This is a genomic window from Microbacterium sp. MPR-TSA4, from assembly GCF_058792815.1.
Window position 1 is genome coordinate 74,494 of record NZ_JBXAFF010000002.1, and the last position, 20,040, is coordinate 94,533.

Annotated in this window: 17 protein-coding genes; 11 read left to right on the plus strand and 6 right to left on the minus strand. The window is 69.9% G+C overall.

Going from position 1 to position 20,040, the window contains the following annotated elements; all coding sequences use genetic code 11:
• Positions 1–344: 344 nt before the first annotated feature.
• Positions 345–3,674: a phage tail tape measure protein gene (locus tag AC1Q49_RS01630; RefSeq protein WP_492490834.1), complete on the plus strand. Its 3,330-nt coding sequence runs from the start codon at positions 345–347 to the stop codon at positions 3,672–3,674.
• Between the two features lie 29 nt (positions 3,675–3,703).
• Here the strand turns inward: AC1Q49_RS01630 and AC1Q49_RS01635 are convergent, their stop codons facing one another.
• Together AC1Q49_RS01635 and AC1Q49_RS01640 are read right to left on the minus strand one after the other, a co-directional pair.
• Positions 3,704–4,336: a hypothetical protein gene (locus tag AC1Q49_RS01635; RefSeq protein WP_492490753.1), complete on the minus strand. Its 633-nt coding sequence runs from the start codon at positions 4,334–4,336 to the stop codon at positions 3,704–3,706.
• A 521-nt stretch (positions 4,337–4,857) separates the two neighbouring features.
• Positions 4,858–5,397 carry a gamma carbonic anhydrase family protein gene (locus AC1Q49_RS01640; RefSeq protein WP_492490755.1) on the minus strand — a complete coding sequence of 180 codons (540 nt, stop codon included), beginning with the start codon at positions 5,395–5,397 and terminating at the stop codon, positions 4,858–4,860.
• A gap of 132 nt (positions 5,398–5,529) precedes the next feature.
• Here AC1Q49_RS01640 and AC1Q49_RS01645 point away from each other — a divergent pair, with 132 nt between their 5' ends.
• Entirely contained in the window at positions 5,530–6,015 is a 486-nt protein-coding gene (locus AC1Q49_RS01645; RefSeq protein ID WP_060958536.1) for a Dps family protein, read from the plus strand.
• 67 nt (positions 6,016–6,082) lie between these two features.
• Here the strand turns inward: AC1Q49_RS01645 and AC1Q49_RS01650 are convergent, their stop codons facing one another.
• The 4 genes from AC1Q49_RS01650 to AC1Q49_RS01665 are packed head-to-tail and all read right to left on the minus strand — an operon-like array spanning position 6,083 to position 9,876.
• Positions 6,083–7,579, minus strand: coding sequence for an amidohydrolase (locus AC1Q49_RS01650; protein WP_492490835.1), 1,497 nt, complete (start codon positions 7,577–7,579; stop codon positions 6,083–6,085).
• A 5-nt stretch (positions 7,580–7,584) separates the two neighbouring features.
• Positions 7,585–8,298, minus strand: coding sequence for an FMN-binding negative transcriptional regulator (locus AC1Q49_RS01655; RefSeq protein ID WP_492490756.1), 714 nt, complete (start codon positions 8,296–8,298; stop codon positions 7,585–7,587).
• Positions 8,299–8,335: 37 nt separating this feature from the next.
• Complete coding sequence (locus AC1Q49_RS01660; protein ID WP_492490757.1) at positions 8,336–9,334, minus strand: Fpg/Nei family DNA glycosylase; 999 nt, start codon at positions 9,332–9,334, stop codon at positions 8,336–8,338.
• On the minus strand, positions 9,334–9,876 hold the full coding sequence (locus AC1Q49_RS01665; protein ID WP_101306270.1) for a ribose-5-phosphate isomerase: 543 nt from the start codon (positions 9,874–9,876) through the stop codon (positions 9,334–9,336). The genes AC1Q49_RS01660 and AC1Q49_RS01665 overlap by 1 nt, the downstream gene beginning before the upstream one ends.
• Before the next feature lie 58 nt (positions 9,877–9,934).
• On the opposite strand from AC1Q49_RS01665, the gene AC1Q49_RS01670 reads away from it, so the two are divergent.
• From AC1Q49_RS01670 to AC1Q49_RS01710, 9 genes are all read left to right on the plus strand, one after another.
• Complete coding sequence (locus tag AC1Q49_RS01670; protein WP_492490758.1) at positions 9,935–10,309, plus strand: ArsR/SmtB family transcription factor; 375 nt, start codon at positions 9,935–9,937, stop codon at positions 10,307–10,309.
• Entirely contained in the window at positions 10,306–11,952 is a 1,647-nt protein-coding gene (locus AC1Q49_RS01675) for a SulP family inorganic anion transporter (protein WP_492490759.1), read from the plus strand. The genes AC1Q49_RS01670 and AC1Q49_RS01675 overlap by 4 nt, the downstream gene beginning before the upstream one ends.
• Before the next feature lie 74 nt (positions 11,953–12,026).
• Positions 12,027–14,573: an aminopeptidase N gene (gene pepN, locus AC1Q49_RS01680; RefSeq protein WP_492490760.1), complete on the plus strand. Its 2,547-nt coding sequence runs from the start codon at positions 12,027–12,029 to the stop codon at positions 14,571–14,573.
• 180 nt (positions 14,574–14,753) lie between these two features.
• Entirely contained in the window at positions 14,754–15,665 is a 912-nt protein-coding gene (locus tag AC1Q49_RS01685) for an ABC transporter ATP-binding protein (protein WP_061781789.1), read from the plus strand.
• Entirely contained in the window at positions 15,662–16,477 is an 816-nt protein-coding gene (locus AC1Q49_RS01690; RefSeq protein ID WP_060958527.1) for an ABC transporter permease, read from the plus strand. The genes AC1Q49_RS01685 and AC1Q49_RS01690 overlap by 4 nt, the downstream gene beginning before the upstream one ends.
• A gap of 7 nt (positions 16,478–16,484) precedes the next feature.
• A complete protein-coding gene (locus tag AC1Q49_RS01695) occupies positions 16,485–17,651 on the plus strand; it encodes a sensor histidine kinase (protein WP_492490761.1) in 1,167 nt (388 codons plus the stop codon).
• Positions 17,648–18,403 (plus strand): response regulator, encoded by a 756-nt coding sequence (locus AC1Q49_RS01700; RefSeq protein ID WP_492490762.1) that lies wholly within the window; start codon positions 17,648–17,650, stop codon positions 18,401–18,403. The genes AC1Q49_RS01695 and AC1Q49_RS01700 overlap by 4 nt, the downstream gene beginning before the upstream one ends.
• A 10-nt stretch (positions 18,404–18,413) precedes the next feature.
• Positions 18,414–19,547 carry a mechanosensitive ion channel family protein gene (locus AC1Q49_RS01705; protein WP_101306265.1) on the plus strand — a complete coding sequence of 378 codons (1,134 nt, stop codon included), beginning with the start codon at positions 18,414–18,416 and terminating at the stop codon, positions 19,545–19,547.
• A complete protein-coding gene (locus AC1Q49_RS01710) occupies positions 19,544–20,023 on the plus strand; it encodes a globin (protein ID WP_492490763.1) in 480 nt (159 codons plus the stop codon). Before AC1Q49_RS01705 ends, AC1Q49_RS01710 begins: the two co-directional genes overlap by 4 nt.
• The last annotated feature ends 17 nt before the right edge of the window (positions 20,024–20,040 follow it).

Consider the following 20,040-nt stretch of genomic DNA (forward strand, 5'->3'; position numbering starts at 1 on the left):
TCCTCTCGGCCGCGCAGTCTAGGCGGCGCGGACGGCCGAAACCCCCTCGCCGGGGACCAGACCGTGAGGGGGTTTCGATGAGAGTATTTGCCGTACCAGGGCGCTTCAAGAATACCGGCTGTTCCCAGCATTTGCGCTTCGTATCGGAAGGCCAGAGCGCCTATTCCGTCGCATAGGCTTTGCGTCGTCCACAAACCCCGCCGCCCTCGCAGGACGAACGCTTGCGAGGGCGGTTGCGGTCTTAGACTCCGCGCGCGTGGATGTGCAACTCAGGCGCCAAGCGCAAGTCAAAATCAAGGTAACCGTCGACGACGCGCAGGCCAAGCGCGACCTTAACGAGCTGAATCGCACCGTCGGAGACGGACTCGCGGACGCCGCGGGCAAGGCGAAGCGCGCGACGGACGACATGCACCGCGCGCTCGCCCAGGGCGCACAACGCGCGCGCGGATCTCGTCACGGAGCGCTACGCGCTTTACGATGTTGCGTCGACGGCCACGGTCACAGGGGTATCGGTTCTTGGGCTCGCGACCGCGTACGAGGCAGTCGCGGTCGCTCGTGAGAAGGCGTTCGCCGAGACGCGCGCCGCGTCGGGCTTCAACGAGGTCACCGGCCAGATCGAGCAGCTCACCGGCCTCAAGGACCAGATCACCGCGCTCACACGCGAGATCCCCCAGGGCTTCGGACAGCTGAACGCCACCGCGGTGGCGGGCGGTCAGGGCGGAGTGTCGAAGGAAAACCTCGCGAACTATGTCGAGGCTGTCACTCGCTTCTCGACAGTCGCGGGTATGAGCGCGGATGCCGCAGGCGAAAAGCTCCTCAAACTCGACAACATCCTCGGCCGAGCATCTATCGGCTACGACGGTCTCGCGAAGTCGATCGCCTACGCCGGTGTCGAATCGGCCGCGTCCGCGCCGCAGATCATCGCCGTGGCCGAGGAGATCGCGCCCTACGCCACGCAGATGGGCTTCGCCGCGACGGAGACGGTCGGCCTCGCCACGGCCCTGGCGGGCCTCCAGGTGCCGCCGGAGCGTGCTCGATCGGCGTTCCAGGATTTGTCGCGGTCGATCAGCGCGGCGGTGTCGGTCGGCGGTGAGCAGCTCACCAACTTCGCGCAGATCTCCGGCATGTCCGCCGAGCAGTTCGCCGCTGGCTGGAAGACGGCTCCCGCCGAGACATTCCGCGCCTTCACGGCAGGGTTCGGGCGGGTCGCTGATGCGTCGAGAACCCTTCGTATCCTCGGGCTCGACGGTGAGCGGGTTGCGCCCACCCTCCTGTCGCTCGCGAACAACGCCGACCTCGTCGCGGCCTCATTCGAAACCGCCAACCGCGGCCTGTCCAACGGCTTCCTGGATGCGGCGTTCGCCGCGACCGTAGAGACTGTCGCGGCGCAGATCCAACTTCTTGTCAACGCTTTCGGTGAGCTCGGGGATGCGGTCGGCGGGCCGACACTCGCCTCCTTGTCCGGCTTCGTCCAGATGCTCACGAGGGCCGTGCAGATGGCGGCAGACTTCGCGAACTCACCCATAGGCCAAGCGCTCTCGATCATCCTCACCCCGATGGCCGCCGCAGCAGGAGGCCTCCTTCTTATCGTCGGCGCGGGCGCGGCCGCGGGGGCTTCGATCCTCGCTATGAAGACGGCCTTCAACGGGCTGAGTGGCCTCCTGCCGCCCGCGATCGCGAACCTGATCAACGCTCGCCTCGGCATCATCGGGGTCAACATCGCCGCAAACGAGGCAGCGGCCGGCCTGACTGCGACTGCGGTCGCGACCAACGTGCTCCGCTTCGCCTTGAAAGCCTTCCTCGTCGGCACCCTCGTGGGCGCTGTGATCGCCGGTATCGGTTGGATCGCGGAGAAGCTCTTCGGCCTCGATGACGCGCAGAAGGCCGCGGCCGAGGCCACCAACGCGGCCACCGCGGCTCTCAGCAACCAGGGCACTGTCTCCGTGGAGACCGCAGAGGACCTCCAGAAGGCCGTCGACGCCGCCAATGAGCTCGCACTCCAATACAGCGACGTGGAGGGTTCGCTCTACTCGCTCGGCCAGTCGATGGGTAAGAACGGCTCGTCGTTCACGGCCTACTCCGAGGGCGGCCGAGCCAACATGCGAGCGCTGCAGAGCACGGTCTCCTCGCTCACGAAGCTTGCCGGCAACGACACCCAGGCTCTCGCGAACACCCTCCTCGGCCTCAAGCAGCAGCTCATCTCGGCAGGAGCCGGCGCCGAGGCGCTGGAGATGGTCGACCGTGCCATGGCTGCAACGGGGGTCTCCGCCAACGAAGCCACTGTCACGAGCAACTCGCTCGCGGTGGGTCTGCAGAACGTCGACAAATCTGCCGACGGCGCGCGCAACTCGATGGGCGAGCTCATCAAGGAAGTCCGCACCGTCTCGGACTACGCGAGCGACCTCAGCAGCATCTTCGGCCGCTCCATCGAGATCCGCTTTGGCTCGCAGAACGCCTACGACGGCATCCTCAGCAAGTACAGCTCGATGCGCAAGGAGGCCAAGGACGCCTCCGACAAGGTCGCCGACCTGCGCAACCAGATCCGTGAGACCGAAGCGGAGATTGCCGGCATCGGGGCGAGCCGCAAGGGGCTGGAGTACGGCCTGTCGATCGCCGGCCAGTACGGTGACCAGATCCGTAGCGCGCAAATCGCATCCGAGATCGCGAAGCTCAACGCCCAGGAGCAGACCGACCGCACCAAGGTCTCCGACCTCGGCGGCCAGCTCACCGATGCGCAGGACTCCGTCTCGCGATCGCTCGTCGGCGTCTCGGACGCCGCCATCAAGAACCGCGCCGACATCGAGAGCCTGGTCAAGTCGTACCAGGACTACCTCGTTGCACTCGCCAACAGCGGCGCCGGTCAGGAGCAGATCAAGGCCGAGTCCGAGCGCCTGCGCGGCGAGTTCGTCGAGCAGCTCACACAGATGGGCTTCAACCGCGGCGAGGTCGACCAGTTCGCCCAGGCATTCGACGACTTCACGACGATCATCCAGAACTTCCCCCGCAACGTCACCCTCGAAGCCGACGTCAATCCCGCCCGCACGGCACTCGACGAGTTCCTCGCGAAGTACCGCGACAACACCATCAAGATCGACGTCCAGGCAGACCAGAACCAGGCCTACGCCTCTGGGACCGGCGCTGGTGAGGCCCTCGTCAGCGGCCTCCGTGACGGCGCGGCAGCGGGCACGCGCGCCCGCAAGGGCGGCGGCTCCTGGGGCAACAATCTCTGGGAGCAGACGTGGTTCAACGCCGCCGGTGCAGCGCGCAGCGCCGGCGCCGGATGGGCCGTCGACTTCTTCCAGAGCCTCTTTGGTGGCGGCTTCGCCGAGGGCGGCTACTCCGGCGACGGAGGCAAGTTCGAGCCGGCGGGCATCGTGCACCGCGGCGAGTACATCCAGCCGCAGGAGTCGGTGCGCTTCTGGGGCGTCGACACGATGGCCTGGATGCACAAGGTCGCAAAGCGCGGCTACTCCGACGGCGGCATCGGCGGGGGTGCTCCCGGCGTTGGCCTGGGCGGACTTCTAATGGGCGGCGGCCCGATCACCCTCTCACAGAGCACAATCCAGGGAATCGCCGATGCAATCTCCGACCGCCCAGCGATTCTGTTCGCCGACGGGAAGCAGCTCGCACGGACGGTAAGCGGAAGCAACGCAGCGACCTCGCGGACTTCTTAGTGCGAAATGAGCCGTCACGATCGCATCGTTCAGCTTAACCCTTGGGTTATCTGAAGTAGATCGGCTCCTGCGCCCAGGCTGCCGGCGGTCACTTGCGCGCCGAACGCGACGTAGGGGACCACCCGTCGCGCGGCCTTCATAATCTTGGTGGCAACAGACTTGGTCTTCGGGTCCTCGCTCAGCGTCTCAGCGAGCATAGCGAGCACGCCAAGCAGTTCGTGAACTCGGCGAAGGAGGTCGACGGTTCCGAGCGACTGCGATTCTTGGAACACCGTGCGACAGGAGTTGATGAGCTCGAAAATGTAACGTTGCTCAGACTCCTTCAAGCGCACCGAATCTGACTGCAAAGTCTCGACCAACTCGTCAAGTGCTTCGATGCTGGTCTGCTTGCGATCTTCATTCAACCGGACGCCAATGTTGGTCGAGTCCATCAAGTCTGCTGTCGCGTAAAGCATGTCGACAACCGTCTGATCGTAGAGATCGACCTGGCCCTGGGCGCCTTCACCCCAGTGACGATCTGGCACGAACACTGCCGCGGTCCAGGCCGGCATGAATCTCAAGTAGTGATCCACCCTCGCGCCCGTATCCTGCATCGACTGTAGAAACCGATCGATGTCGCCCAGCAGGCCGGCCGCGTGCGCCTGGACGCGCCAGTCGTCCACCGCGTTTGTATGTGTTCCCCTGGTCAGATGAACGCTACGAGTCTGAGGCACGACCCGCCACTCTGTAAGCAGGTCGGCGAGTTCACGTGCGGAGTTCCCCATGCGCATGAGACTAGCGAAGTGCCTGGCCAGCACCGGTCGGGCGCGCGACGGGATAGAAAGCTGTGCGGGCGTGATGAACGAAGAGGAGGCAGAGCCAGAGTGGTTTGTGCCTCAACTCGCCCGTTCACACCAGGGCATAGCCCAGGACCCGCCGGCCCTTCCTGGTCGGACGGCGCCTGAGTGGTTTCGGCTAGCAGCTCGCACGGCCTCAGAAACGTCCCTCTGGGGACGAGATTGGGACTCAGGACACGATTATCGGCGACAATCCACGATCACGGATGATAGAATGAAAGCCTGCCTGACCAGGCATATCCCTTGAAAAGTCAACACCTCCGCTGGGGCTCCGGGCTCACTTCCAAACTGATGGTGCGGGTTCGATTCCCGTCATCCCCTCCACAGCTTCACTTCGCGACCTGCGCTCACCGCGCGTCCGACGCCGCGGCGTGGGATGCCGAATGCGCCCGGTAGATCTGGGCGTTGCGGAGGATCCCGGCCTTCTCCTCGTCGGTCAGCTCTCGGCGCACCTTGGCCGGGACGCCGGCGACGAGCGATCCGTCCGGGATGACGGCGCCTTCGAGGACGACCGCTCCCCCGGCGATCAGGCACCCCGAGCCGATGACCGCGCCCGACAGGATCACGCTGCCCATCCCGATGAGCGAGCCGTCGCCGATCCGGCAGCCGTGCACGACCGCGTTGTGACCCACCGAGACGTCGCGTCCGATGACCACGGGGTGGCCGGCATCCACGTGGACCGAGACGTTGTCCTGCAGGTTGCTTCCGGCTCCCACCGTGATGGCGGCGCTGTCGCCGCGGACGACGGCGTTGTACCAGACGCTCGCACCCTCTTCGAGGGTCACGGCGCCGACCAGGCGCGCGCCGGCCGCGACGAACGCGCTCTCGTGTACCCGCGGCGTACCGGCGGGAATCGACAGGATCGAGGCGTCTACGGCGATCGTCATGACGCCGACGATAGTCGCCCTACCAAATTCACGGCTCGTGCGTAAGCCCAGCCTTCTCTTCCTTGCGGAATGAACGGGGCTGAGTAGCGTTGACAGCAACGGGGGACAACCCCGACGAACGGAGACGAGAACATGACCAAGACGCAGAACATTTCCATGACCGCTGCCGGCCCCGAGGCGGCCGCCGGCACCGCCCAGTTCCTGACGCCCGTCGTGCTCGGCCTGCAGGCTCTCGCCGTCAACGGCAAGCAGGCGCACTGGAACGTGCGCGGAGCGAACTTCATCGCGATCCACGAACTGCTCGACCAGGTCGTCAGCAACGCTCAGGGCTTCGCCGACCTCGCCGCCGAGCGGATCGTCGCCCTCGGCCTGCCGCTCGACGCCCGCGTGTCGACGGTGGCCGAGAAGACCGGCACCACCGCCGTTCCCGCCGGCTTCGCGCAGTGGCAGGACGAGATCGTCGCCGTCGTCGCCGACATGGATGCCGTCATCGCCGACGTCCAGGCCGCGATCGACGGACTCGACGAGACCGACCTCACCAGCCAGGATGTCGCCATCGCGATCAAGGCCGGCCTCGAGAAGGACCGTTGGTTCCTCTCGGCTCACCTCGCCGCGTAACCGCGTCTTCGACGCAGAACGGAAGCCCCGGGCCTGTCGCCCGGGGCTTCCGTCGTTGCACGGCGCCTCACGCGACGTGGGTGAGGCGACCTTCGATCATCGTGGCGCGCGCCGCCGTCGCCCTCAGCTCGGTCTCCGACGCGTCGAGGGGGTCGCGGTCGACGACCACGAGATCCGCCCGGTCGCCCGGGAAGAGCGCCGAGCCCGAGAGCGATCCGCCCCACGTCGAGGCGGCCAGCGCGGTCGCGGCATCCACGCCTTCCTCGGGGTGCCAGGCGGGCCGGCCATCGCGGGTGCGGAAGACCGCGGCGGCCATCGCGGCCCACGGATCGAGCGGCGCGACGGGCGCGTCCGAGCCGAACAGCAGGTTCGTGCCGGCGGCGGCGAGCGAGCGCAGCCCGTACGGCAGACCCGTCTGCGTCGCCCAGACCGTGTCGGTGATGTCGCGGTCGTCGATGGCATGCTCAGGCTGAACGCTCGCGCCCACCCCCAGGCGCGCGAAGCGCGGAACATCGGCGTGGGCCACGAGCTGCGCATGCTCGATCGTCCCGGTGGCGCCGCTGGCGGCGAACGCGTCGAGCGCGTGGGAGTTCGCGACGTCGCCGATCGCATGGACGGCGCATTCCAGACCGCCGCCGGTCGCGCGCACCATCAGCTCGACCAGGGCATCGGGCGGCACGGTGAGCACGCCGTGGTTGTGCGGGTCACCCGGGTACGCGTGCGAGCATGCGGCGGTGCGGGTGCCGAGTGAGCCGTCGGTGATGACCTTCAGCGGGCCGACGCACACGAGTCCGGCGGGGTCGAGCGCGTCGCCGGAGGCCAGGCCCTCGGCGAGCGCGCGCTCCAGCTGCCCGGGGTAGACCCCGAAGCGGATGCGGGTCGTGTCGAAACCGGCATCCAGCCGGCGGGCCCACGCCTCGGCGTTCCAGGCCATGTCGAGGTCGACGACGCCGACAATGCCGCGCGCCGCCGCCGTCTGCAGCGCCGACCGGACGAGGCGGTCGCCGATCGCGGGGTCGGCGGCGTTGAGGCGCCGCGAGATCTCGAAGGCGGGCTCCTCGCGGAGCACACCCGTGTCGTCGACGGGGAAGCCCTCACGCTGGAGGGCGGCGGTGTTGAGCCAGACGCTGTGCACGTCGGCGTTGATGAGGTAGGTGGGCACCGTCCCGGTCGCCGCGTCGAGGGCCGCGAGGGTCATCTCGTCGGCCCAGAGCGCGTCGCGGAAGCCGCTTCCGACCCGGCGACCATCGGCGAGCACGGCGGCCCGGCCCATCCGTGAGGCCGCGTCGGCGGCCGATGTCGCGTCGCCGAGAGGCTCGCGCTGCGCCACGAGCGCCCACTGGACGGTGTGGACGTGGTGGTCCCAGAGGCCGGGGATCACCCAGCCGCCGTCGGCGTCGAGGACTGTCCCCTGCCGCGGCAGGGCACGGGCGGGTGCGATGTCGACGATGCGGCCGTGGGACAGATGGATGTCCACCGCATCCGCTCCGAACGGGTCGAGGCGGTCAGCGCCGGTGAGGCGCACGTCGGCGATGACGTCGACCGACTCGCCGCGCGAGGGCATCCCGCTCACAACTCCTCCTCGGCGGCGCTGCGGGGTGTGGCCGCGGCGTCTGCCGCCGTGTTGTGGCGGAGTTGCGCGGTTCGGCCCGCGCGGATCGCCGCGTGGGCACGGCGCATCTCGCCCGCCAGTCGGTGATCGGCGTACGGGCTGTTGCCGGCCTCCAGCTGCACCACGATCTCGTCCACGGTCTCGTCCGGCCGGTTCTGACTGAGCTTGCGTTTGGCCACCACGCGCGTCGGCGTGAGCCGGAAGCCGACCGTGCCCCGCTCCAGCCGCCGCACGTACTCCTCGTCGTTGGGCGGCTGCCACATCAGTCGCGGCTGCGGGAGTCCGCTCTCGAACCGCGCGACGAGGCGGTCGAGCACGCGCAGGTTCTCGTCCGGCGTGAGGATCTCGGGGATGCCGGACAGGTGCACCGCCACATAGTTCCAGGTCGGCACGTTGGGCCCCGGCGGGTACCAGCCGGGCGAGATGTAGCCGTGCGGGCCCTGGGCGACGATGAGCAGTTCGCGCTCCCCCAGCCCGTGCACCGCATCGTCGGGCTTGCCGACGTGTCCGACGACCGTGAGGTCATCGCGCTCCTCGTCCAGCAGGACGGCGTAGTGGGAGGCGACGAGCCCTCCGTCGGAGGCGCTGACCAGCGTCATCCAGGGATTCAGCTCGAGGACGCGGCGAAGCTCCCCGACATCCGTCATCGCGAAGCTGGGGTTCTGTCTCATCCGCTCTCCTCCACCCCGGCGGCCTGGGCCGCCGTCGTCACTTCTGGCAGCTCGGGCACCAGTACAGCTTGCGTGCGCCCATCTCCTCCAGCACGATCTCCGTGCCGCACACTCGGCAGGGCAGGCCGGCCCGGTGATACACCCAGTGCCGGTCGTCTCGGCTCGCCATAGCCCGGCGGTACGCCTCCGGGTCGAGGTCGTCCATCGTCATCATCTGGCCGGTCTCGACGCCGATCACGAGCAGGCGGGCCCAATCCCGCCACAGTTCCCGGACGACCTCCTCGGGCACGAGCTTGCCCGGCATGTGCGGGTCGAGCAGCGCCCGGTAGAGGAGTTCGGCGCGGTAGACGTTGCCGATGCCGCTGACGACCGACTGATCCATCAGCAGCAGCCCGATGGGAGTGGGCTTGCGGCGGACGGTCGTCACGAAACGCTCTTCGCCCTCGCCGAGGTCGTCGACCAGCGGATCGGGTCCGAGCTTTGCGATCGTCGCCTGCACCTCGTCCGGCGTCTGCAGCTCGCACGCCGTCGGTCCGCGCAGATCGGCCGAGGTCACGGCGGTGAGCAGCCGCAGCCGCACCTGCCCGACCACCGGCGGCGGCCACTGGTCGTCGTCGGCGCTCTCGAGCCCGCGCGTCTGCTCGCTCATCCGCACGTGCACACGGGTGCGACGCGGCGCTCCGATCGAGCTCAGCGAGTTCTCGCCGGCGTCGTCGAAGACGGCGTCGAGATCGGTGCCGCGCTGGTTGGTCTGACCCATCCGGCCGTTGGCGGACGCGATCGTCGGATCGACCTCGATCTCGCCGGCGAAGTCCCACGCGCCGTACATGCCGAGGTGCACCCGCAGCCAGACGTCGCCGTCGAAGGCGAGGAACATCTGCTTGCCGACGGCGCGCACCTCGACGGCTTCGCGTCCGTCGATGACGGCGGCCCCCTCGGCGAAGCGGCCCTGCGGGCTGGATGCCGCGACCTCGCGGCCGACGATGTTGCGCTCGAACTGCCGCGCGATGCGGTGGACGGAGTGACCCTCGGGCATCAGCCGGCTTCGGGGTCCAACGCGTCGGCCGACTCTCCACCGACCGGGACGCCGGCCGTCGCGCGGGGGTCGGGGAGCAGGGAGCCGTCGGTCTCGAACGCCGCGAGCTGGGCGATGCGGCGCGCGTGCCGTTCCTCCCCCGAGAACGGCGTGGCGATGAAGCGGTCGATGAACGCGATGGCCTCGGTGACCGTGTGCTGGCGCGCACCGATCGAGATGACGTTGGCGTCGTTGTGCTCGCGGGCGAGTTCGGCGGTCGCGAGGTTCCAGACGAGGGCGGCGCGGATGCCGCGCACCTTGTTCGCGGCGATCTGCTCGCCGTTGCCGGAGCCGCCGAAGACGACGCCGAGCGTCTCGATGCCCGCGGCCTGGTCGCGCACGACGGCTTCGGCCGCGCGGATGCAGAACGCCGGGTAGTCGTCGAGGGGGTCGTACTCGATGGGGCCGTGGTCCACGACGTCGTGGCCCTGTTCGGCGAGGTGGTGCTGCAGCTGCGTCGAGAACTCGAGCCCCGCGTGATCGGTGGCGATGTGGATGCGCATGGTCACCATCCTAGGGACGGCCGCGACCGCGCGGCGGCGGCGATATGATGACTCCATCATGCCATTCACCCAGACGCAACGACCGTTGTACGAGGTCAAGGCCAACCTGTTCAAAGGACTCGCCCACCCGTTCCGGATCCGGCTGCTCGAACTGCTCGCGGGGGCGCCGGAGGTGAGCGTCGCCGACCTGCAGCGCCAGACGGGCCTGGAGGCCTCGCATCTGTCGCACCATCTCTCGGTGCTCCGCCGGCACCGGCTGGTCGAGTCGGAGCGCCGTGCGAGTCATGTGTATTACCGGCTGTCCGACCCCAAGGTCGCCGATCTGCTCTCGGCGGCGCGCGAACTGCTTCTCGGCATCCTGAGCGCCGACGGCGACCTCCTGCTCGATGCGCAGGCGCTGCCGGCGCTGCCCGTGCCGGGCGCCCGCTCATGAGCGCGGGCGTGCGCTCGCTGCTGCCCTCCCGCGCCGACTACGCGCAGGTCGGGCGGACGTGGCGCGGCGACCTGCTCGCCGGGCTCACGGTCGGGATCGTCGCCCTCCCCCTCGCGCTCGGCTTCGGAGTCAGCTCCGGCCTCAGCGCCGAGGCGGGCCTGATCACCGCCGTGATCGCCGGAGTGATCGCGGCCGTCTTCGGCGGCTCGAACGTGCAGGTCTCCGGGCCCACGGGGGCCATGGTCGTCGTGCTCGTCCCCATCGTCGCCACCCACGGCGTCGGTGCGGTGGCCGTCGTCAGCCTCATGGCCGGCGTCCTCGTCATCGCGGCGGGAGCCCTGCGTCTCGGTCGCGCCGTCTCCTTCATCCCCTGGCCCGTCATCGAGGGATTCACGCTCGGCATCGGCGTCATCATCTTCGCCCAGCAGATCCCCTCCCTCGTCTCCGCCCACACGGCGGGCGCCGGTGAGCACAGCTCCAACGCCCTCGTGGCGGCCGTGCAGTCGTTCGCCCGGCTCGACCCCGGCTACGCGCTGTGGGCGCTGGGCGCGGTCGTCGTCGTCGCGGTCTGCATGCTCGGCGCACCGCGGCTGCACCGGGCGATTCCCGGCTCCCTCGTCGGCATCGTGGTCGTCTCCGTGGTGTGCCTGCTCGTGGGCAGCCCTCTGGCGCGCATCGGCGCCCTGCCCGCCTCGCTCCCGGTCCCGGCTCTGCCCGCGGTGGATGCCGCGACCCTCGGTTCGCTCGTCGTGCCCGCCGTGACGGTCGCCGCCCTCGCGGCGATCGAGTCGCTCCTGTCGGCCCGGGTCGCGGCGAGCCTCGCCGACACGGGGCCCTACGATCCCGACCGTGAGCTCGTGGGTCAGGGGCTCGCCTCCATCGGCTCGTCGCTGTTCGGCGGCATGCCGGCCACCGGCGCCATCGCGCGCACCGCGGTGAACGTCCGCTCCGGAGGGCGCAGTCGCCTGGCCGCCGTCACGCATGCCGCCGTGCTGCTCGTCGTCGTCCTCGTGGCCGCCGGCCCGGTCGGCCAGATCCCGATGGCGGCCCTGGCGGGCGTACTCATGGTCACCGCCGTGCGGATGGTGCACGCCGACACGGTGCGGGCGATCCTCCGGTCGACGCGCGCGGACGCGGTCGCGTTCCTCGCCACCGCGGTGATCACCGTCTCGTTCGACCTGATCGTGGCCGTGCTCATCGGGGTCGCCTTCGCGGGCTTCTTCGCGCTGCGCGGGATGTCGCGCGCGTCGCGGGTGCGCCGGGAGGACCTCCGCGGCGACGCGCAACCGGGCGACGAGCGCATCGCGATCCTGCGCTTCGACGGCCCGCTGTCGTTCACCTCGTCCGACCGCATCTTCGCCGAGGTCGACGCCGTGCGGGGCGTCTCCGTCGTCATCATGCGGATGAGCCAGCTCGAACTGGTGGATGCGACCGGCGCGCACATGCTGGGCGAGGTCGTGCAGTCGCTCGAACGCCGCGGCATCACCGTCCTCATCAAGGGGGTGCAGCCGCGTCATGAAGACCTGTTCCGCACGGTCGGCGTCCTGGCTGCGCTGCGTCATCACAACCACCTGTTCACCGAGCTGCCGGCCGCCATCGCGCACGCCCGCAGCCACGTGCGCCGCGAAACCGCGAGCGCGTAGGCTGGGTGGGTTGCCGTCGGCGCCAGCAGTGCCGGACGGTTCAGACCACGCCCCTCACCCACGGGAGTACCGCAGTGCCTGGAGAGAACCTCACCCGCATCGAAGCGCAGGAGCGCCGCGCGATCGTCGAGACCCACTCGTACGACATCGCCCTCGATCTCACCCGGGGACCGGAGGTGTTCGGCTCGCGCACGGTGGTGCGTTTCGCCGCGACCGAGGGCGCCTCGACGTTCATCGATCTGATCGCGCGCGATGTCCGCGAGATCACGTTGAACGGCGTCGCGGTCGACGCGGCGGCGTTCGCCGACTCGCGGATCGCCCTGGACGGGCTCCGCGCGCAGAACGAGCTGATCGTCGACGCCGACTGCCTCTACACGAACACGGGCGAAGGCCTGCACCGGTTCGTCGACCCGGTCGACGGCGAGGTGTACCTGTACTCGCAGTTCGAGGTGCCCGACTCGCGTCGTGTGTTCGCGGTCTTCGAGCAGCCCGACCTCAAGGCCACCTTCCGCTTCACCGTGACGGCGCCGTCCGCATGGAAGGTCGTCTCCAACTCCCCCACTCCCGAGCCCGTGCCCGCCGACGAGGGGTCCGCGATCTGGGCCTTCGAGCCGACGCCGCGGATCTCGTCGTACATCACGGCGATCGTCGCCGGTCCCTACGAGGCCACCTTCAGCGAGCTCACCAGCGCCTCCGGCACCGTCATCCCGCTCGGCGTGTACGGACGCAAGAGCCTCTGGCAGCACCTCGACGCGGACTACATCTTCGACAAGACGCGCGAGGGCTTCGCCTACTACGAGCAGAAGTTCGGGGTCCCGTACCCGTTCGCCAAGTACGACCAGCTCTTCGTCCCGGAGTTCAACGCGGGCGCGATGGAGAACGCGGGCGCGGTGACCTTCACCGAGACCTACGTCTTCCGCAGCAAGGTGACGGATGCCGTGAAGGAGCGCCGGGTCGTCACGATCCTCCACGAGCTCGCACACATGTGGTTCGGCGACCTGGTCACCATGAAGTGGTGGAACGACCTGTGGCTCAACGAGTCGTTCGCCGAGTGGGCGTCGACGATCGCGACGGCCGAGGCCACCGAGTGGACCGAGGCGTGGACGACGTTCAACGCCATGGAGAAGACCTGGGCCTACCGTCAGGACCAGCTGCCCTCGACCCACCCCGTCGTCGCGACCATCAACGACCTGGAGGACGTGCAGGTCAACTTCGACGGCATCACCTACGCGAAGGGCGGCTCCGTCCTCAAGCAGCTCGCGGCGTGGGTCGGTATCGACGCCTTCTTCGCGGGCGTCGGCCAGTACTTCCAGAAGCACGCCTTCGGCAACACCGAGCTGTCCGACCTGCTCGTCGAGCTGGAGGCCACCAGCGGTCGCGATCTGTCCGGGTGGTCGAAGAAGTGGCTCGAGACGGCGGGCGTCAACACGCTCGCACCCGAGCTGCGCGTCGGCGACGACGGCGTGATCGCGCGGTTCGCGATCGTGCAGACCGCTCCGGCGGACTACCCGACGATCCGTCCGCACCGCCTCGGCGTCGGCTTCTACGCGCTGGAGGGCGACGCGCTGGTGCGCACGCGCCACGTCGAGCTCGACGTCGACGGCGATCTCACCGAGGTGCCCGAGCTGGTGGGCGAGCGTCAGCCCGATCTGATCCTGCTCAACGACGAGGACCTCGCGTACGCGAAGATCCGTCTCGACCCGCGATCGCTCACCACGGCCATCGACCACCTGGCCCGCATCAGCGATCCGCTGGCGCGGTCGCTCGTCTGGGGTGCGGCCTGGGATCAGACGCGGGATGCCGAGGCCTCGGCATCCGACTACATCGATCTGGTGCTGCGCAACATCGGCTCCGAGACCGAGTCCACGACGGTGCGCACTACCCTCGCTCAGCTGCAGCTCGCCGCGAACGCCTACGTCGCGCCCGAGAAGCGCGAGGCCGCGCGCGTACGGGTGGCCGAGGGTCTCTGGGAGCTCGCGCAGGGCGCCGAGGGCGGCAGTGACAGCCAGCTCCAGTTCGTGACCGCCTTCGCATCGGCGGCGGCGACCGACGCCCAGTGGGAGACCGTGCGCGCCCTGCGGGACGGTGACGTGACGCTTCCGGGTCTCGACATCGACGCCGACCTGTCCTGGGCGCTGCTGGTGTCGCTCGCGGCCGGCGGTGTGGTCACCGCGGAGCAGATCGACGCCGCGCTGGCCGCGGACAACACGGCGAAGGGCGGCGAGTTCGCCGCGCAGGCCAAGGCCGCGCTGCCGACGGTCGACGCCAAGCGTGCGGCCTGGGCCTCGCTCGTCGACAGCGCCGACCTGCCGAACACCGTCGTGCGCTCCGCCGCACTCGGGTTCGTGCACCCGGCCGGCGTCCAGGCGCTGGCGTCGTTCGTGGACGCCTACTTCGACATGCTGCTGCCGGTCTGGGAATCGCGGACCTACCAGATCGCGAACTACCTGATCACGGGGCTCTACCCCGCTCCCCTGGCGTCCGTGGTGCTGCGGGACGCGACGCGGCGGTGGCTCGCGGACCACGCGGATGCGCCGGCGGCGCTGCGTCGCCTCGTGAACGAGAACCTCGCGGGAGTCGAGCGCGCCCTCGCGGTTCAGGAGCGCGACGCGGACAGCTGACGTCGGCCACGCGGTCGGGTCGTGCGCGCGCGGCGGCGCGCGACCCGATGCGCGGGGACGACGCCGCCGGCGATCGCGCCCGGGCGCGATCGGGGTCGTTCCGGGGAACGACTTCCGGTCAGCGCGATCTCATCCTCTCGCAGGATGCGGCCCCGACCGCAGGCCCCGTAGCGTCGAAGCATGATCGTTGCTGAGAACCTCACGAAGAGATACGGAAGCACCACCGCCGTCGACGACGTCTCGTTCGCCGTGCAGCCCGGGCAGGTCACCGGGTTCCTCGGCCCCAACGGAGCCGGCAAGTCGACCACCATGCGCATGATCGTGGGCCTCGACGCGCCCTCCTCGGGGCGCGTGACGGTCGGCGGGCACCTCTACACCCACAGCCGCTCTCCGCTCACCGAGGTCGGGGTGCTGCTCGACGCGAAGGCCGTGCACACGGGGCGATCGGCGCGCGGGCACCTGCGGGCGATGGCGGCGACGCACGGCATCCCCACCTCCCGCGTCGACGAGGTCATCGCGCTGACAGGGCTCGAGGCCGTCGCGAACAAGCGCGCCGGCAAGTTCTCGCTCGGCATGGGGCAGCGCCTCGGCATCGCCGCCGCGCTGCTCGGAGACCCGCAGACGCTCATCCTCGACGAGCCCGTCAACGGCCTCGATCCCGAGGGCGTGCGCTGGGTGCGCCAGTTCGTGCGCCACCTCGCCGGTGAGGGACGGACGGTCCTGCTGTCCAGCCACCTCATGAGCGAGATGTCGCAGACCGCCGACCACGTGATCGTGCTCGGACGCGGACGCGTGCTCGCCGACGCGCCGCTGGCCGAGCTCGTCAGCGCGTGGACGCGCAACGAGGTGCTCGTGCGCACTCCGCGTGCCGCCGACCTCGCCGCCGCGCTCGGCTCGCCCGACGTCACCGTGACCGACACCGGCGAGGGCAGGCTCGTCGTCGCCGGCATCGCCGCGAGCGCCATCGGCGACATCGCCGCGCAGCGCGGCATCCCGCTGCACGAGCTGACCCCGCGCAGCGGCTCGCTGGAAGAGGCCTACATGGCCCTCACCGAAGGCGCCGTCCAGTACAAGACCAAGGAGATCGCATGACCACCGCGACCGTCCCCGCCGCTGCCGCGGGCTCCGTCTCGGCCCGCCCCGGGTCGCCCTACCACCTGTCGTTCGTCCGCGTCGTGCGCAGCGAGTGGATCAAGCTCCTGTCGCTGCGCTCGACGTGGTGGTCGCTCGCCATCACGGTCGTGCTGTCGGTGGGCATCTCCCTCATGATGGCCGCCGCCCTGCGCGACTTCGACTCGGGCTTCGCGCCCGTCATGGTGGTCGTCATGCCGATGCAGTTCACGATGCTCGTCGCGGGCATCCTCGGCGCGATCGCGATCACGGGCGAGTATTCGACGGGCATGATCCGCTCGACGCTGACGGCCGAGCCGCGTCGCGGCGCGGTCCTGCTGGCCAAGGCGCTCGTCGTGACGGTGCTCCTGGCCCTCGCCACCGCCGCCACCTATGCGATCTCCGTGCTGGCGACGGCGCCGATCCTCACGACGGCGATCGACTGGGCCGACCCGGCGCAGTCGTGGTCGCCGCTGCTGGCGGGCGTCTTCGCGATGGCGACGTTCGCGCTGATCGGACTCGGCTTCGGCTTCATCGTCCGCAACGGCGCCGGTGCCATCGCCGCGACGGTCGGTGTGCTGTTCGTGCTGCCCATCGTCCTGTCGATGTTCTCCTTCGCCGGGGAGGGCTGGAAGTGGATCGTCGATGCGAGTCAGTACCTGCCGATGTCCGGAGCCCAGTCCGCGACGACGGCCGGCGGGGACGAGGTCGTCCGTGGCCTGCTGACGCTGGCCGCCTGGCCTGCGGCACTGCTGCTCGGCGCGTGGGCGGCACTGCGCGGCCGCGACGCCTGACACCGCCATGGTGTCTGCCGGAAGCCGCGGCTCGTCCGACCCTGCGTCGAGCGAGCTGCGGCTTCCGCGTCCGCCGGGAGTCATCCGGCGCTTCTGGGCGCGGCACCGGCGCACCGCCGACGTTCTGATCGCGCTCGCGACGGCGACTCTCACCTTCTCCGCACCGGGACGCACCGAGGCGCGAGACGTGGGCGTGCTCTGGGAGAGCGCGCGACCGTTCGCGGTCGTCCTGCTGGCCGTCGCCTGCGTCGCCCTCCTCTGGCGGCGGCGGAGGCCGATGGTCGCGTTCGCCTTCGCGACGGCGGGGGCCGTGCTCGCCGTCTCGTCCGGCGCCGGCGTGGGAGGCGCGGCGGTGGCCGTCGCGGTCTTCGCGGTCGCCGTGTACACGGGGTCGGCCGCGGCGTGGCGTGCCGGGGCCGTCGCCGTCGGAGCAGCGCTCGCGTGCGCGGGGGTGATGGTGCTGAGCGGCGCCACCGACCTCGTCGCCGCACTCAACGGCTGTGCGGCACTCATCGTGAGCCTTCTGCTCGGCACTCTCATCGGCGTCAACGTCGGCAACCGCGCCCGCTACCTCGCCGCGCTGATGGACACGTCGCGCCAGCTCTGGGCCGAGCGGGAACGGCACGCGCGGCTCGCGGCCAGCGCGACCTCCGACGCGGAGCGCGGTCGGGCCGCGACGGCGCAGATCGCCGTCACGGCGCGCAGTGCGCTCGACGAGATGCGCGCGATGCTGGGGCTGCTCCGCGACGGGGATGCCGAGGACGACGCACCGTTCGTCCCCCTCGACGGCGACACCGTGCGTGCCGCGGTCGCGGCGGCCCGCAGCGCCGGGCTTCCCGTCACCGTGGAGACCTCGGGTCCCCCCATCGATGACCGCCACCTCAGACTGGCCGTTGCGCGCGTCGTACAGGAGGGACTGACGAACGTGATGCGACACGCCCCGTCGGCGACCCGCGTGGCGGTGACCATCTCGACCGACCGCGGCGGAGTGGAGGTCGAGGTCGTCAACGACGGCGTGGTCGCAGGGGCTTCCCCCGCCACCGGTGGCTACGGCATCCGTGGACTGCACGAGCGCGCCGCACGCGTGGGCGGCACAGCCGAGGCCGGACCCATCGGGGGCGGCCGGTGGCGCGTGCGCCTGACGGTGCCGCAGGACGCGGCGGTGGCGAGGTGACGACCGCGGCGGGGCCGATCCGTGTCGTCGTCGCCGACGACCAGCAACTGATCCGACTGGGATTCGGACTCGTGCTGGGGGCCGAGGACGACATCGTCGTCGTGGGCGAGGCCTCCGACGGCGAGGAAGCGGTCGAGCTCTGCGTCGCGCTCGATCCCGACGTCGTGTTGATGGACGTGCGGATGCCGAGGCTCGACGGTGTCGCCGCCACCGCGCGGATCGTCGGCACCGTCCCGCGCACGCGCGTGCTGGTGCTGACCACCTTCGATCTCGACGAGTACGCCTTCGGTGCGCTGGATGCCGGAGCCAGCGGCTTCCTGCTCAAGGACGTCGATCGCGCGGCGTTGGTCGGCGCCGTCCGTGCCGTCGCCGCCGGCGACGCCGTGCTCTCTCCCCGCGTCACCCGTGAGGTTCTCCGGCGCCGCAACGCGGCGAACGCCCACGCGACGGATGCGGACGGCGCCGCATCGGAGCTCGCGGCGCGGCTCACCGAGCTCACGCCCCGCGAACGCGAGGTGTTCCACGCGATCGCGCGCGGCCTCACGAATGCCGAGATCGCCGCCGAGCTCTACCTCGGCGAGACCACCGTGAAGACGCACGTCGGCCGCATCCTGGCGAAGCTCGGCGCGCGCGACCGCATCCAGGCGGTGATCCTCGCCCACCGGGGCGAGGCGCTCCTCGATCGTCTCCCGGCACCGCGCGACCCGGATGCGCACGCTCCTCACGATCACTCCCCAGGGCGTGCTCGTTAGGATCGGAACGATGCTGTACTTCCAAGACACCGGTGGGGATCCCGCCGCCCCCGTCATCGATCCGAAGCTGTGGGAGAACGTGCTGGTCTTCCTCGGCCAGGCGGGCATGAACGTGCTCGCGAGCATCGGCATCGCCGTCGGCGCCTTCTTCGCCTCCTGGATCCTTCGCCTCGTCATCCGCCGCATCGTCAACCGCATCGTGTCCGGGGCGAAGAGCAAGGCGAACGTCGACGACACGCAGGCCCTCGAGCGCTCGCCCCTCGCCGCGATGCGTCTGGTCCAACGCACCCGCACACTGGGTTCGATCCTCCAGAACATCGTCAACGTCGCCATCGTGATCATCGCGATCCTGTTGATCTTCGGAACGGTCGCCCCCGACGCGCTCGGCTCGTTCGCGCTGCTGTCGGCGGCGATCGGCGCCGGCCTCGGCTTCGGTGCCCAGAACATCGTCAAGGACGTGCTCAACGGCATCTTCATCGTCGCGGAGGACCAGGTGGGGATCGGCGACGTCGTCGACCTCGGCCTGGCGACGGGCATCGTCGAGTACGTCAGCGTGCGGATCACGCACGTCCGCGACGTCAACGGCACGCTCTGGTACGTGCGCAACGGGGAGATCACGCGCATCGGAAACATGTCGCAGGGCTGGTCGCGCGTCATCATCGACCTCGCGCTGCCGGTCGACGTCGACATCGATCAGGTCGAGAAGTCGATGCTCGCCACCGCGAAGTCTCTCGCGAAGGATCCGAAGTGGCGCACGCGCGTGATCGAGCAGCCCGAGGTGTGGGGACTCGAGTCGATCACCGGCGATGCCCTCGTGATCCGTCTCGTGATGAAGACGCGCGCCAATGCGAAGGACGACGTCGCGCGCGAGCTGCGCATGCGGCTCAAGCGCGCGATGGACGACCTCGGTGTGACGCTGCCGTCGATGAACACCGTCATGCTCGCCGGGCTCGAGGGAGCCCAGCGCGTGCGGGGCGCGAACCCGCCGCGCACCCGGCCGACCCCGGTGGCGACCGCCGACGGCAAGGGCATCTGGAAGCCCAAGCGCGGAGGCGCCGCATCGAAGCGGACCGGCGCGGAGGAGAACCCGTCGGCTGCGACGGACGGCGCTCCGGCTCCGCAGACGAAGGGCGAGGACTCATGAGCGCGCAGAGCGGGAGCTTCTACGACGAGATCGGCGGGCATGACACGTTCGTCCGACTGGTCGACGCCTTCTACCGGGGCGTGGCCGACGACGAGGTGCTGCGGCCGATGTACCCCGAGGCCGACCTCGGCCCGGCGGCGGAGCGGCTGACGCTGTTCCTGGAGCAGTACTGGGGCGGGCCGACCACCTACAGCGAGCGCCGCGGGCACCCCCGGCTGCGCATGCGGCACATCCCCTTCCACGTCAATCCCGACGCCCGCGACCGCTGGCTCGCGCACATGCGCACCGCCGTCGACGAGCTCGACCTCTCGCCGCTGCACGAAGCGACGCTCTGGGACTACCTGCAGCGGGCCGCGCATGCCATGGTGAACACGTTCGAGCCCAGCGGCATCGGTCCCGATCGTCCGTCCAGCGCCGCGCACCTGCCCGTGCACCCGCGCCCGACGGAGGATGCCGCGGCATCCCCCGAGCGCTGACGGTCCGAATCTCAGCG